The following is a 14,524-nucleotide window of genomic DNA, read 5'->3' on the forward strand; positions in this document are numbered from 1 at the left end:
TGACACACAGTTGCACTTCCGTCTGCGGGTAAATGGTCTCAATGGCTTCAGGAAAGCCTTTAAGGCCATCAACGCAGGCAATGAGGATGTCTTTGACGCCACGATTATACAGGTCGGTCAGCACGCTTAACCAATGGTGAGCGCCTTCATTATCAGACAGATATAAGCCTAATAGCTCTTTTTTACCTTCGACATTAAGCGCCAAAATAGTGTAAACCGCTTTGCTAATAAAGCGGCCGTTCTCTTTGATTTTATAGTGAATTGCATCGAGCCATATGACGGGGTAAAGCGGTTCTAGTTCGCGTTCACGCCATGCTTGAAGCTCGGGTAGTAACTTGTCAGTAATGGCGTTCACCGTGCCGTTGGACACCGACATGCCGTACATGTCTTCGATATGCGCGCGAATATCTTGGTAGCTGGAGCCTAATGAAAATAAGCCAATGATTTTACGCTCCATTTCATCGGTAAGCTGGGTTTGGTGCTTTTTGACTAATTGAGGCTCGAAGGTGCCCGCTCTGTCTCTGGGCGTGTTTAACTCGAAGTTGCCAATGGGGCTTTTAACCGTTTTGGTGGTTTTACCGTTTTTACGATTGGCGCCTTCAGTGCTCGCCAAATGGCCATCCAACTCTGCGGCTAAGGCCGCTTCAGTGAGTTGCTTAATCAAAGGGGTTAAGATGCCATCCTTGCCCGTGAGGTCTTTACCATCACGTAGTGCTTGAATGGCAGCATTGATATCAAAAGTAGGTGTGGTCATAAATCATCTCTTTTTGGTATAGCTTAAAGAAATGACACAGAAATTTGAACACTACCCGCATAAACTCCAAATGTGAAACCCATCGCTAAAACTTTACAGATCCCTGATTTCGCAATCACAACTCAAAATGTCGCATTCTGCGACAAAAAAAGCCACTGTGGTCAGTGGCTTTTTATATTAAAAATCAGGAAGCTAAGCGATTCGGCTTACTCTATATTTGGCTCTTCGCTGTAATCAATACCATGATAGCTCAGGCAAGCGTCGACTTCGTTGCTGCTGCCTAGGATGACGGCAACACGTTGGTGAATTTGCGTTGGAATAATGTCTAAAATGGTTTCGTAACCAGTAGAGGCTTTACCGCCAGCTTGTTCGACTAAGAATGCCATTGGGTTGGCTTCGTACATCAAGCGCAGTTTGTACGGTTTTTTCGGATCTTTATTATCGGTTGGATAAGTGAAAATACCGCCACGGGATAACACGCGGTGTACGTCGCCGACCATGGCCGCAATCCAGCGCATATTGAATGACTTTTCGCGTGGGCCAATTTTACCGAGTAGTAAATCGGCAATATAGGTTTGGATTGGCGCTTCCCAAAAACGTTGGTTCGACATGTTAATGGCAAATTCGGCTGTGTCTGGGCTAATGCTCATGGCGGCATTCGTCAGTAAAAACTCATTGGTTTCTGGGTGCAAAGTAAAGAGTTGCACGCCTTGGCCTGTGGTTAATGCCAGCATGGTCGATGGACCATAAAGCACATAACCTGCGGCTAATTGCGCGCGGCCAGATTGTAAAAAGCTAGTTTCAGTCAGCTCGTCAGCAGGGGCGGGCAGGACAGAAAAAATAGTGCCGACTAACGAATTAATATCGATATTAGATGAGCCATCTAGCGGATCGAAACACACCAGATATTGACCATTTTTGCTGACTTCAACCACATGATCTTCTTCTTCCGATGCTAAACCGCGCACTGTACCGTCAGCTTTTAAAGCATCTTTAAGCATGTCATTGGTGATGATATCCAGTTTTTTCTGGGTTTCACCTTGGACGTTTTCTTGCTCGGTTGCGCCTAAAATACCCGCGAGCGCACCGTGGCGAACGGCATGGCTAATGGCTTTTGAGGTGTCGGCTAAGGTTAAAATCAGCTGGGAGAGGGAGTCGTTCACAGCCTGTGAGGTCAGGTGCTGGGCCAGAGTCTGCATGTTATGTCCTTTAGAGGTTCAACAATGAGGTCAGTTTCGTTATTTGCCGTGAATGATAACTCAGTTAGACGACAATTTCAGCGATGTTGCTGATGCTTTTAGAGAATATTAGGGCTTTTAGGGATTATTTGGACTGAGCGAGTAGCGGCATCAACCTAATTTGTATCGGTATATTGCATGCTCTTTCTATTTATAGGTTGCCTCTGGCACAATGTCGGCTTGTTTTTAATCGCTGACATCTTAGGCGATTATGCTTCCAAGGAATAATAATGACTAAAAATGGGTTCGCTTGGTCCCTTACGCGCTCGCTTAAGTTGAGCGCCGTCCCTCTACTGATAACGAGTCAGGTAGCTATGTTTTCAATTACCCCAGCTTTTGCAATGGAAGGCGGCAAACTGCCACTGACGATTGAGCGAATGAATGCTTCGCCCGCATTAGCGGGCACCAGTCCTCGTGGTTTGAAATTGTCACCCGATGGTCAGCGAGTCACCTATCTTGCGGGCCGTAAAGACAATCAAAACTTTTATGATCTCTGGCAGATGGATGTAAAGACGGAAAAATCTAGCCTGTTGCTCAGTGCCGATAAGTTGGCAAGCAATGAATTATCCGATGAAGAAAAGGCCCGCCGCGAACGTCAACGTATTTATGGCGAAGGCATTATGGAGTACTTCTGGGCCGATGATAGCCAAGCGCTATTAATTCCGGCTGCTGGTAATCTGTATTATTTCTCATTAGTGGATAACAGTGTCAGCCAACTTCCGATTGGCGAAGGGTTTGCCACAGATGCACGCCTATCGCCTAAGGGCAATTTTGTGTCTTTCGTGCGGGATCAAAACCTGTATGTGTTAGATCTGGCGACCAAAAAACGCCAAGCTATGACGAGCGATGGCGGAGGGGCGATTAAGAATGCCATGGCCGAGTTTGTCGCTCAGGAGGAAATGGATCGCATGACGGGCTACTGGTGGGCGCCCGATGAATCGGCCATCGCCTTCACCCGTATTGACGAGTCCGCTGTCGAGCAAGTGACGCGCAATGAGATCTATGCCGACGGCATTAAACTTACCGAGCAGCGTTATCCCTATGCTGGCAAAAACAACGTCGACATCGCCCTCGGTGTGGTCACGTTAAAAGATAAGGCTATCAATTGGGTAAAGCTGCGCGAAGATCATAGCGAAGAGAATAGTGCAGACAAGAGCAAAGATATTTACCTGCCGCGGGTCGATTGGTTGCCCGATAGCAAACATTTATCGTTCCAGTGGCAGAGCCGCGATCAACATAAGCTAGATTTGCAACTGGTGGCGTTAGATTCTCTGTCTAAGCCAAAAACCTTAGTGAAAGAACGCAGTAACGCTTGGGTGAACCTCAATAACGATCTGCACTTCTTAAAGCAGCAGTCGGCTTTTATTTGGGCATCTGAGCGTGACGGTTTTAATCATCTGTATCTTTTTGACTTAGAAGGCAAACTTAAAACCCAATTGACTAAGGGGGAGTGGGCTGTCGATGCGTTGGAATACATAGATGAAACCGCAGGTTGGGTGTATTTCACTGGCCGTAAAGATACGCCAATCGAGAAACAGCTTTATCGTGTGCCGTTAGCGGGCGGCATGGTTGAGCGGGTAAGCAAGCTGGCGGGGATGCACGATCCTGTGTTTGCCGACAATCAAAGCGTGTATCTCGATTATTTCAATAGCTTATCTCAGCCACCGCAGGTAAGTTTACACGGTGACAAGGGTCAACAGTTGGCTTGGGTTGAGCAAAATGCGGTCAAGCAAGGCCATCCTTTATATGACTATGCAGGGTTGTGGCAAACCCCTGAATTTGGTGAACTGAAAGCCGAAGACGGCCAAGTGCTGCAAACCCGTTTATTCAAACCTGTGCCGTTTGATGCGAGCAAGAAATACCCTGTCGTAGTGCGGGGTTACGGTGGGCCACACGCCCAGTTAGTGACTAATAGTTGGAGCGAGCAGGATTACTTTACCCAGTATCTGGTTCAACAAGGCTATGTGGTGTTCCAGTTGGATAACCGCGGCAGCGCCCACAGGAGCACAAAGTTCGAGCAAGTGATTTACCGTCATTTGGGCGAAGCTGAAGTCAATGATCAAAAAGTGGGTGTGGACTATTTGCGGAGTCTGCCATTTGTCGATGCCGATAATGTGGCGATTTACGGCCACAGCTACGGCGGTTACATGGCCTTGATGAGTCTATTTAAGGCGCCGGATTACTTTAAAGCCGCGATTTCGGGTGCACCTGTAACCGACTGGCGCTTATATGACACCCATTACACCGAGCGTTATTTAGCTCATCCCGAGGGTAATGAAAAGGGTTATGAAGCCAGTAGCGTGTTTCCCTATGTGAAAAACTATCAAGCGGGTCTGTTGATGTATCACGGCATGGCCGACGATAACGTCTTGTTTGAAAACAGCACTCGGGTTTATAAGGCGTTGCAGGATGAAGGTAAATTATTCCAGATGATCGATTATCCTGGCTCTAAACATTCGATGCGTGGCGAAAAAGTACGTAATCACTTATATCGCTCACTGGCTGACTTCCTCGATAGACAGTTAAAAAGCGGAAAGTAGCGCTTGATGAAGAGTGGGCTTTAGCTGCGCGTAGCTAGGCTCACTGTTAATTGTGGTTGATTTTGCTAAGAATTTATTCATGCGCGTAAGAGTATTAGCTTAATTTCGGGCATAAAAAAACCAGATCCGTGGATCTGGTTTTATTTACTTGGATTCTTATTGAATCAAGTACTTAGATGAGGATTAGTCTTCTAAGTTACCGCAGAAACGATAGCCTTCACCGTGGATAGTCGCGATGATTTCTGGCGTATCTGGCAAGCTTTCGAAATGCTTACGGATACGACGGATGGTTACGTCAACCGTGCGATCGTGTGGCTTAAGCTCACGGCCAGTCATTTTCATCAGTAGATCAGCACGAGTCAAAATTTTGCCTGGGTTTTCAACAAAGTGCAGCATAGCGCGGAACTCGCTACGTGGCAGCTTGTAAGATTCACCCTGTGGGCTTACCAACGAACGGCTGTTGATCTCTAGGCTCCAATCGTTAAAACGATAGTATTCAACAGAGCTCTTTTCTTCGACTTCGCTACCAGCGCTATTAACGCGAGTCAGAAGGTTACGAGCACGGATCGTCAATTCACGTGGGTTGAACGGCTTGGTAATATAATCGTCCGCGCCAATTTCAAGTCCAAGAATTTTGTCGACTTCGTTATCACGGCCAGTCAGGAAGATCAGACCGATATTATTGATTTCGCGTAATTCACGTGCCAATAACAGACCGTTTTTACCTGGTAAGTTAATATCCATTACCACCAAGTTAATTTTGTTTTCCTGCATAGCCTTATGCATTTCTGCGCCATCATTGGCCTCAGTTACCACATACCCTTCTGCCTCGAAAATACTTCTCAGCGTGTTACGGGTAACGGCTTCATCTTCAACGATCAGAATGTGCGGATTTTGCATGTTATTTACCTAAATTTTAATCAATTCTATTCTAACCATAAGAACCTCTTACATCGGGTCCTTATATTCATAAAAATGTTGATACTTCCTTGAACTGCTCTGTGCTTCTAAAGGAAAGATCTTCACGGCGATATATCAGGATGTATAAAGTGCACGTTTAAAGTGTAATACGATAAAACGTAACAAGTATCAACTTCGATAAGCAATAGTTAGAAATAGTTCCTTAACTATTGTTTTTTTTAAATGTTTAAATGTTTTAATGATAAATCAAATGTAGAACACATTTTAAACAGATGTCTGGCCGACGTTGTTATCTCCAAAATAACAAGCCGTTTTAAACACTAGGCAATCTTAAGCCGTTGTTTAACTAGACCAGTGATGTCATTGTACTCGTTTTAGTCATTTGTTAACAAATGAAATGTTAACAAATTTCAAGCCAAGGGTGAGATTTACCATGATATTTACTTTAGTTATTGATTAGTATAACTAATGTATTTTTAATTCTTGTGAGCAAGTTCACGCCTCTTTGGATTTTACAATCACTCTGCTACACTAACTCGGGTTCATTTTTCGACTAGACTACCAATGGACAATACGACTCAAGACCTGTGGCAGTGTTACCAAACGCCGTTATTTTTGCTTACTCAAGCATTATCCTGTGATTTTTCCTTTGCAGTAATTACCGCCCATAACCCCGCTTCAAACCGTTTTTCTCCCAGTCAAAACCGCTTACTTGATAGACAACTTCTCCGTGATATTGAATTGCTTGGCAGTCCCTATCGCGCTTTAGTCGGTGCAGCCCCTGATTTATCTCATATGGAAAAAAGCTGGGCTGTGTTTATTGATAGAACCATGGCACTGCAATTAGGCAAGAAATTTAATCAATATGCCATTTACATGGTTGAGCAGGGGGCCGTGAGTTTAGTGCCTTGCACATTAGCGGGGTACGATGAAGTTTGTTTAGGCAAATTTACTGATTATGTGCAGCTAGTGTATGAGTTACCCGACTTGAATACTTAAGTTTCACTTAATTTGTTTATTTGATGTGAAATTAGCATTGACTTCATTAGGGGTTTATTGCTACTTTTTTCGTCCCTTTCCGAGGAAAGGAACAGAAGAGGAGCGTTAACTAGGTAGTCGGTCAGAGGAGCACAAACTCCAGCGATGACAGATGAGGGAGATTAACGCCGAGGCATAGATATGGTTGCTGCATGTTGATGTCGGTCGCTCAGGCTGAATCCTGACGATTGTCACCTGTAATTGGTGGAGAGCTTCTGGTGACGATTGCTGTTTCCCTTCTATTGGGGTGCGTTATCATTGAGCACCAGGCTCTTCGAACGTAGTTAGTTCGGAGTGTGATCATGTTAGTTAATCAATATCTTATTCAATCTGTTGTCGTCGCTTATCCTACGTATTTTGCGGAGGTGAGCTAATGTCCCTTGTTGTCGCAAAATTTGGTGGAACCTCAGTTGCTGACTATGGCGCGATGAATCGTTGTGCCGACATAGTGCTAGCTAATCCTGAATGCCGTTTAGTCGTGGTCAGTGCCTCAAGCGGTGTGACTAATTTATTGGTTGAATTAACGCAAGAGTCGATAACCGACGATGCTCGCCTGCAACGATTAAAACAAATTGCTAAAATTCAATACGCTATCTTAGATAAACTCGGTCGTCCTAATGATGTGGCCGCCGCATTAGATAAATTATTGAGTCGCATGGCGGTGCTAAGTGAAGCCTTAATTTCAGTTCGCAGCAAAGCGACAATCGATGAGTTGTTGTCCCTCGGTGAACAATGCTCTTCAGCTTTATTTTCGGCGGTACTACGTGAAAAAGGTGCAAACTCCAGTGCCTTTGATGTGCGTAAAGTGTTGCGTACCGACAGCCACTTTGGCCGTGCCGAACCTCAGGTTGAGCAGATTGCAACCCTATCGCACGACTATTTACAACCGCTACTTGTAGAGCAAGTCATTGTGACCCAAGGTTTTATCGGCGCCGATGAAGCGGGGCAAACAACAACGCTTGGCCGCGGTGGTAGCGATTATTCGGCAGCTTTGTTAGCCGAGGCTCTGCGTGCATCGGCGGTGGAGATTTGGACCGATGTCGCAGGGATTTATACAACCGACCCACGCCTTGCACCTAATGCGCATCCTATTGCCGAGATCAGTTTTAATGAAGCCGCCGAAATGGCGACCTTTGGTGCCAAAGTCTTGCACCCAGCGACCATTCTTCCTGCCGTTCGTCAGCAAATTCAAGTGTTTGTGGGTTCAAGTAAAGAGCCAGAAAAAGGTGGGACTTGGATCCGTCATCAAGTGGAAGATGCGCCCGTTTTCCGCGCTGTGGCACTGCGCCGCGATCAAACCCTGTTGAATCTTCACAGCTTACAGATGCTGCATGCCCAAGGGTTTTTAGCGGAAACCTTTGCAACGCTTGCAAGGCATAAGATCAGTGTGGACTTAATTACCACCTCAGAAGTGAATGTGTCGCTGACACTTGATAAAACGGGCTCAGATTCTAGCGGTCAAGGTCTATTAAGCGAGGCATTGCTGCAAGAATTATCACAACATTGTCGTGTGCGCGTTGAAGATGGCTTGGCCTTAGTCGCAATTATAGGTAACCGTATTGCAACGACCCCAGGTATTTGCCGCCGCGTATTTGAAGTGTTAGAGCCCCACAATGTGCGGATGATCTGCCAAGGTGCGAGTCCACATAATTTGTGTGTGCTGGTTGCTGAATCTGAAGCGGCGCAGGTGGTAAAAGCCCTGCATGAAAATTTATTCGAAGCCGCTTGATATGTTACCAACCTTATAAAGCGATAATGCGAGAATAAAAAACGCCAATCTAAATCGATTGGCGTTTTTGTTTTGCTATGGCTATAACCATTTAAATCGGTAAAACAGTGCCATCTGCAGGGCAACAAGGGAAACCAATATGCCGCAGAAGGTGACAAAGGCCCAAGTGTCATTTGCCCCGGGAATGCCGCCAATATTGACCCCCAATAAACCAGTCAAAAAGCCTAGCGGTAAGAAGATTGCCGATACTAATGATAAGAAATATAAGCGTTTATTGAGTTGCTCTGATTGCTGACTAAGCAATTCCTCTTGGGTCACATTAGCCCTATCGCGCAGGGCATCGAGATCTTCAATGGTACGGATCAATTGATCGTTGATTTCCCTTAGTTTGAGTCGCTCTGGATCGTTAAGTAGGCTAAATTGATCGGAGATCATTTTAGTGAAGGCTTCTCTTTGTGGTGCTAAATAGCGGCGAATTGCGACCGTTTGACGACGTAACTCTGCGATATCGGTACGCAGATCCTTCACATTACCTGAGACAACTTGTTCTTCTAATTCAGAAAGTTGCTCTTCGAGTTTGTCGATAAACTCGACTTTTCTATGGGTGAGTCTCTCACAGACAGCGACAATAAAGTCGCCCGTAGTTGTCGGCCCCACGCCTTCTTTGATGAGTTCTGCCACATCTTTTACCGATTGCAACTCACGGTCGCAGGTGGAAATGATCCTTTGCTTATCGGCGTAGATACGTATGGCGACCATATCCTCGGGTGCAGAATTGGGGTTTAAGTTTACACCACGCAGTGCCAGCAGTACTCCTTCGCCAGCCAGTACGGCTCTAGGGCGAGTGTCTTGCGCAAGTAGGGCATTGGCTTCTAGTTTATTGAGGCCGCTATTGATGACCCAGTGACGGGCTTTTTTATGGCGATAACGCAGATGTAACCAGAGTAGGCCATCCTTTGGATCCCAAGCATCGAGTTGTTCAGGGCTTAAGCTTGAGCCAGCCTGGGCTCCGCTAAGCACTAAACTATAGATAAATCCATCATGCATATGTTTTCCAATTACTTTCTCAATCATGCATTCAAGCTAACTGATTTTGCTCTAAAAATGAAGCCTGTAGCTCGGAATGCTAATCAAGGAATATTTGAATAAGTTCAAGACTGTTGAGCTGCTATCCATGCAACTTGCTCCATGTTAAGTTAAAATTAGCATTAATTAGGTTAGTGCAAAGAGAACATAAAATGGAATATGAATTTCGGCGTAACAGTTTAACGGGCACTTTTTTAGCCACCTTTAGCATGGATCATGAAGTGCTAGGTCAGTGGTTTTCGGAAGAATTAGGGCCTGAGTTAGCCAAAATTCAACAAGTGTTAGATAGGGTGGCTGAGATCCTCGCGGGTAAACGCGGGTCATGGCAGCTTATTGGCGGGGATTTAACCCTAGAATTAGACCGAGAACAAGCCAGAGTTTACGCCAATGTATTGGGGTTTGATGAGGAGTATGAATTAGAGGATGCTATGTCACTCTATGATGCTGAATCTGAAGCCTACTGCGGCTTAGAGGATTTTGAACAAGCGCTTTTAAGTTGGCAAGAATTTGTGCAAAAGGGTCTTTAAGACCGCTTAGAAGGAGCTCGTTGAGTGGCCCTGACTCTATGTGAGTGCGTGCTATCTCTGGCGAATATAATAAAGGCAATCCTTTGATTGCCTTTATTATTTGCGATTAGTTATTTAAATATCTTACCGCCATTTCGGTTCTCGATTTGGCATTCGCTTTACGCAGTAGATTTTTTACGTGAACTTTTACAGTGCCTTCACTGATGTGTAAATGCTCTGAAATCATACGATTGCTTAAACCTTCCGCCAATTGCTGTAGGATTTGTAACTCCCTTGGAGTGAGACTTGAAATCCATTCTTGCTCATCGGCGACATTTTTAAGTTCGTAGAGATATTCCTCAATTTCCTCACTGATCACTCTATGACCGAGCATGGCATTTTTGAGTTTTTCGAGCAGTAAATCGGGCTCAGTATCCTTGAGTAAATAGCCGTCAGCACCTGCGCGGAGTAAGCGGATCACATCTTGTTTTGCATCGGAAACGGTGAGAATGACGATGCGGGAAGTGACACCTTCCTGACGCATGGCATTGAGTGTATCGAGTCCTGTCATACCCTTCATATTCAAATCAAGGAGTATGATATCTGGCTCATCCGTCGCTACTGCGCTTAACGCATCTAAACCGCCACCCGCTTCACCAAAAAGGCTGAAATCAGGATCTGAAGTGATCAATTGGCAGATACCTTTACGTAAAAGAGGGTGGTCATCGACGACTAAGATAGAATAAGGTTTACCCATGTGTAGGCTCCAGTTGAGAAGGGAAAATGAGTGTGACTTTTGTTCCTTGTGGAATACCGAGTTCACCATCGGTCGCGGTGGTAAGCGTGGCATTTTGTATTTGATTTTCAGTTGGTTCAATATCATTAGGGGTAATCAGTTCATCATCATTACTGCTAAACACGACCCTACCCGCGAGTTTACTCGCCCGCTCGTGCATAATCCCTATACCAAAATGTTGATCGCGCTCTTTTAGATGCTCAATACCCACACCGTTATCGCTGACACTGATATTGACCATAGCTTTATCATCCTTGTAGCAACGTATATGGATAAGGGTTGCCTTTGAATGTTTGATAGCATTAAGAGTCGCTTCTCGGGTGATTTGCAATATATGTATATGCTGTTTTGCCTCAAGCCATTGGGGAGCGAGCTTGTAATCTAAGCTGATTTTAATATCGGTTTTAACCCTAAGCTGATCTAGCATGGCTTCCATTGCACTTTTCAAATTAGGTTCTTTAATTGTGAGCCTAAAGGTTGATAGTAATTCTCGAAGCTGCGCATAAGCCGTACTCACACCTTCGTTAATCTCGTTTAGCTGATTCTCTACCGCTGGACTACGGCAGCTATAGGCAAGATTCTTACGCAACAAGCTGATTTGTATCTTCAAAAAAGATAACACTTGACCAAGGGAGTCATGCAATTCTCGCGCGATTACACCGCGTTCTTCCATCAGTGCTAACTGTTGTCTTTGCTCTGTGGCAGTGTGAATCACGATGGAGCGAGTCAACATAATGGCAAAGTTGTTAAATAGTACAATATTAGGTGTTTGTGCTGAGATCAGCTCTAAATAGCCTAAATCAACTTGCTCAAACTGCATTGGAAAACGAGTACTCTGCATTGGCTCTGTGGGCCAGCCACCATTTGCCTCAATGACTTCCATTTCTTGCTCTGGGTATTGAATAATCAGTCGTAAATAATCGAGGGATTCATAACCTTTAAGCTGATTTAGCGCTTCCCTAAGGGCTTTATAATCGAGCTTATTGGCATTTAGGGTGAGTAAATTATCGTATAAAAAGGCGAGTTCATTATTTGCCCTTGTCAGCGCCAAGGTTTTTTCAGCAACCTGTGACTCTAAGTTTCCATATAAAGTAGCCAATTCCTTTGCCGTTTTTTGTAGGGCATCGGTTAATGCTGTGAGCTCAATATATTCGGTTTCTGGCATTTCAATTTCAAAATTACCTTTAGAAATGGTATTAGCAGACTCCATCAACTTTTGCAGTGGCACTACTACCTTACGTTTAGTGAAGCGCACGGCAATAAAAGCAATAAAGAGCATTAAACCCAAACCGAAAATTTGACTGGCTGCCAATAGCCTCAGTTTAAAGGCGGCATGGTGTTCCATTTCTAGCACGAGTAAATCTATCGTATCGACAAAGTCTTTGAGCGCAGCGGTATAGTCACGGGAGTTTTCCTGCTCAATGTAATATTTCATGACGAGCCATTTGTCGATCACAAGTTGATATTGAGCGGCTATTTTTTTGTGGCTGAGCCAACCTGTCGATGGCTGCAAGGCCTCAGAGTGCAAGGTATTTTCAAATTCGGTGATTTTTTCCTGTGCGTCTTGGCTACCTGAATTGGCATAAAACATTAAACGATAACTTTGCATCCGTAGGGAGCCAGAGGCATTAATTGCTTTAGCATCACCTAAACTATAGGACAGATTGATGATAGCAAAGATAGCTAAACTGCTAGAAAGCAGAATGAGTACTAACATTAATCCTAAAATTTTAGAGGTGAGACTGCCTCGTTTCATAGGTTGGCTATCCAGTTGAAGGCCATACGTTAATGGCACTTTAGTTGTGTTTTTACATTAGAAAATAATGTAATACCTTAACAAAAGCATAAAAGTGTGAACAACAACACCATTACATTTTGATCTGGCGCAAACTTCGCCACAGATACCTCCTAAGAGGTATATTTTTAGCGGGATTAAGTCATTAACTTTGACTATGGAGATGTCGTGATTCACTACAATAATGTAACACGGAGATGAGATGATGAAGAAGATGACAGGTAAGTCCTTTGCACTGAGTGCACTGGTTGCCGCCAGCTTCATGGCTGCGGGCGCAATGGCGAGCGATAAAACCGAGCCTCGCAATGAAGTTTATAAAGATAAGTTTAAAAATCAATATAATAGTTGGCATGATACCGCTAAAAGTGAAGAGCTAGTGGATGCGCTTGAACAGGATCCTAATATGGTTATCCTGTGGGCGGGTTATGGCTTTGCGAAAGATTACAATGCCCCGCGCGGTCACATGTACGCCGTCACGGATGTGAGTAACACCCTACGTACAGGCGCACCAACCACGGCCGAAGACGGTCCAATGCCAATGGCATGTTGGAGCTGTAAGAGTCCAGATGTTCCTCGCCTAATTGAAGAGCAGGGCGAAGATGGCTACTTCAAAGGTAAATGGTCTAAGGGTGGTCCCGAAGTGACCAACACGATTGGTTGTGGTGATTGCCATGATAAAGGCTCTCCAAAATTACGCATTTCTCGCCCTTATGTTGACCGTGCGTTAGATGCGATTGGCACCCCTTTTAGCAAGGCTTCAAAACAAGATAAAGAATCAATGGTCTGTGCCCAGTGCCACGTTGAATACTATTTTGAAAAGACCGACGATAGAAAGAATTTTGTCAAATTCCCTTGGGATATGGGCGTGACTGTTGAGAAAATGGAAGTCTACTATGACTCAATCCAATTCTCTGATTGGACACATGCTCTTTCTAAAGCACCAATGTTAAAAGCCCAACATCCAGAGTATGAAACTTGGAAAATGGGTATTCATGGTATGAATAATGTGAGTTGTGTTGACTGTCACATGCCAAAAGTGACCAGTGCTGAAGGTAAGAAGTTTACCGATCATAAAGTGGGTAACCCATTCGACCGTTTTGAAGAAACCTGTGCCACCTGTCATAGCCAAACCAAAGAGTTTTTGGTTGGCGTGACTAATGAGCGTAAGGCCAAAGTCAAAGAAATGAAGTTGAAAGCGGAAGAACAATTAGTAAAAGCACACTTTGAAGCTGAAGCAGCTTGGAAAGCCGGTGCAACCGAAGAAGAAATGAAACCCATCCTGACTGATATCCGTCATTCACAATGGCGTTGGGATTTAGCGATTGCTTCCCATGGTGTAGCAGCTCACGCACCAGATGAAGCATTGCGTATTCTGGGAACATCGGTAAATAAAGCTGCTGATGCTCGTGTTAAGTTAGCGCAATTACTGGGTAAAAAAGGCATTACTGATCCTGTGACCGTTCCTGACATTTCAACCAAAGCTAAAGCACAAGCCGTGTTAGGCATGGATATGAAACAAATGGTCGAAGAGAAAGAAGCCTTCAAGAAAAATATCCTGCCTAAATGGGATGAAGAAGCCAAAAAGCGCGAAGCGACATATAAATAAGTCACTTAGCCTTATGTGAGATTAATCCTTAATAAAGCCAAAGCCCTCAGATTTGAGGGCTTTTTTATGCTTACTCATTCAGAATATTCTTTTCAATCATTTAGGACGTGTTGACGTTTCAGGGGTGATGAGATGGACACCTCTTGTAAAGTAGGCGTCATTAACGCCATATTGAATCTGCAAGCTCAATATCAACAAAGGTGTCCACTATGAAAATTACTCTAATTGGTATCGATTTGGCAAAAAATGTTCTCCAGGTTTGTGGTGTTAATCAAGCAGGGAAAGCGGTATTTAATCGCACAATTAAACGCACCCAACTATTAAAAACGCTTGTGCAATATCCCGAGGCTGTCATTGCTATGGAAGCCTGTAGTGGCTCAAATTATTGGGGCAGAGAACTTATTTCTCAGGGTTTTGAGGTCAGATTAATTCCACCACAACATGTGAAACCATTCGTGAAAGGGAATAAAAATGACCGCAATGATGCTTTTGCTATATGTGAAGCGGCTCAACGT

At 44.5% G+C, this 14,524-nt stretch carries 11 protein-coding genes, 1 pseudogene and 1 riboswitch; of the genes and pseudogenes, 6 read left to right on the forward strand and 6 right to left on the reverse strand.

The genetic code is table 11. The features are described 5' to 3' along the window. Positions 1–754: pseudogene (locus tag L2744_RS20520) on the reverse strand (IS256-like element ISSod5 family transposase); the annotation flags it as partial. A 206-nt stretch (positions 755–960) separates the two neighbouring features. Continuing rightward, complete coding sequence (locus L2744_RS20525; protein ID WP_248993619.1) at positions 961–1,953, reverse strand: class 1 fructose-bisphosphatase; 993 nt, start codon at positions 1,951–1,953, stop codon at positions 961–963. Positions 1,954–2,222: 269 nt separating this feature from the next. Between L2744_RS20525 and L2744_RS20530 the strand changes: the two genes are divergently transcribed. Continuing rightward, positions 2,223–4,532, forward strand: coding sequence for a S9 family peptidase (locus L2744_RS20530; protein WP_248993620.1), 2,310 nt, complete (start codon positions 2,223–2,225; stop codon positions 4,530–4,532). Between the two features lie 183 nt (positions 4,533–4,715). On the opposite strand, the gene arcA is transcribed toward L2744_RS20530, so the two are convergent. Then, the gene (gene arcA / locus L2744_RS20535) at positions 4,716–5,432 is read right to left on the reverse strand and encodes a two-component system response regulator ArcA (RefSeq protein ID WP_248993621.1); all 717 of its coding nucleotides are present in this window, start codon (positions 5,430–5,432) and stop codon (positions 4,716–4,718) included. Positions 5,433–6,017: 585 nt separating this feature from the next. On the opposite strand from arcA, the gene L2744_RS20540 reads away from it, so the two are divergent. After that, positions 6,018–6,452, forward strand: coding sequence for a DUF3293 domain-containing protein (locus L2744_RS20540; protein WP_248993622.1), 435 nt, complete (start codon positions 6,018–6,020; stop codon positions 6,450–6,452). Between the two features lie 87 nt (positions 6,453–6,539). Next, a riboswitch (Lysine riboswitch) is annotated at positions 6,540–6,714 on the forward strand. Positions 6,715–6,864: 150 nt separating this feature from the next. Next, complete coding sequence (lysC, locus tag L2744_RS20545) at positions 6,865–8,220, forward strand: lysine-sensitive aspartokinase 3 (RefSeq protein ID WP_248993623.1); 1,356 nt, start codon at positions 6,865–6,867, stop codon at positions 8,218–8,220. An 81-nt stretch (positions 8,221–8,301) separates the two neighbouring features. Here the strand turns inward: lysC and L2744_RS20550 are convergent, their stop codons facing one another. Then, positions 8,302–9,267 (reverse strand): zinc transporter ZntB, encoded by a 966-nt coding sequence (locus L2744_RS20550; RefSeq protein ID WP_248993624.1) that lies wholly within the window; start codon positions 9,265–9,267, stop codon positions 8,302–8,304. A gap of 191 nt (positions 9,268–9,458) precedes the next feature. Between L2744_RS20550 and L2744_RS20555 the strand changes: the two genes are divergently transcribed. Continuing rightward, complete coding sequence (locus L2744_RS20555) at positions 9,459–9,833, forward strand: YacL family protein (RefSeq protein ID WP_248993625.1); 375 nt, start codon at positions 9,459–9,461, stop codon at positions 9,831–9,833. A 106-nt stretch (positions 9,834–9,939) separates the two neighbouring features. On the opposite strand, the gene L2744_RS20560 is transcribed toward L2744_RS20555, so the two are convergent. Then, entirely contained in the window at positions 9,940–10,569 is a 630-nt protein-coding gene (locus L2744_RS20560) for a response regulator (RefSeq protein WP_011790737.1), read from the reverse strand. Then, positions 10,562–12,364 carry a nitrate/nitrite two-component system sensor histidine kinase NarQ gene (gene narQ / locus L2744_RS20565; RefSeq protein ID WP_248993626.1) on the reverse strand — a complete coding sequence of 601 codons (1,803 nt, stop codon included), beginning with the start codon at positions 12,362–12,364 and terminating at the stop codon, positions 10,562–10,564. The genes L2744_RS20560 and narQ overlap by 8 nt, the downstream gene beginning before the upstream one ends. A gap of 241 nt (positions 12,365–12,605) precedes the next feature. On the opposite strand from narQ, the gene nrfA reads away from it, so the two are divergent. Together nrfA and L2744_RS20575 are read left to right on the forward strand one after the other, a co-directional pair. Beyond that, positions 12,606–14,009, forward strand: coding sequence for an ammonia-forming nitrite reductase cytochrome c552 subunit (nrfA, locus tag L2744_RS20570; protein WP_248993627.1), 1,404 nt, complete (start codon positions 12,606–12,608; stop codon positions 14,007–14,009). Positions 14,010–14,218: 209 nt separating this feature from the next. Continuing rightward, positions 14,219–14,524, forward strand: a 306-nt coding sequence (locus L2744_RS20575; RefSeq protein ID WP_248993628.1) for an IS110 family transposase, incomplete at its 3' end; no start/stop codon positions are given.

This window comes from Shewanella profunda (assembly GCF_023283765.1).
GTDB lineage: Bacteria > Pseudomonadota > Gammaproteobacteria > Enterobacterales > Shewanellaceae > Shewanella > Shewanella profunda.

Coding starts and splice junctions, on each gene's coding strand:
- L2744_RS20525 (WP_248993619.1), bottom strand. CDS start 1,953: ATGCAGACTCTGGCCCAGCACCTGACCTCACAGGCTGTGAACGACTCC.
- L2744_RS20530 (WP_248993620.1), top strand. CDS start 2,223: ATGACTAAAAATGGGTTCGCTTGGTCCCTTACGCGCTCGCTTAAGTTG.
- arcA (WP_248993621.1), bottom strand. CDS start 5,432: ATGCAAAATCCGCACATTCTGATCGTTGAAGATGAAGCCGTTACCCGT.
- L2744_RS20540 (WP_248993622.1), top strand. CDS start 6,018: ATGGACAATACGACTCAAGACCTGTGGCAGTGTTACCAAACGCCGTTA.
- lysC (WP_248993623.1), top strand. CDS start 6,865: ATGTCCCTTGTTGTCGCAAAATTTGGTGGAACCTCAGTTGCTGACTAT.
- L2744_RS20550 (WP_248993624.1), bottom strand. CDS start 9,267: ATGCATGATGGATTTATCTATAGTTTAGTGCTTAGCGGAGCCCAGGCT.
- L2744_RS20555 (WP_248993625.1), top strand. CDS start 9,459: ATGGAATATGAATTTCGGCGTAACAGTTTAACGGGCACTTTTTTAGCC.
- L2744_RS20560 (WP_011790737.1), bottom strand. CDS start 10,569: ATGGGTAAACCTTATTCTATCTTAGTCGTCGATGACCACCCTCTTTTA.
- narQ (WP_248993626.1), bottom strand. CDS start 12,364: ATGAAACGAGGCAGTCTCACCTCTAAAATTTTAGGATTAATGTTAGTA.
- nrfA (WP_248993627.1), top strand. CDS start 12,606: ATGATGAAGAAGATGACAGGTAAGTCCTTTGCACTGAGTGCACTGGTT.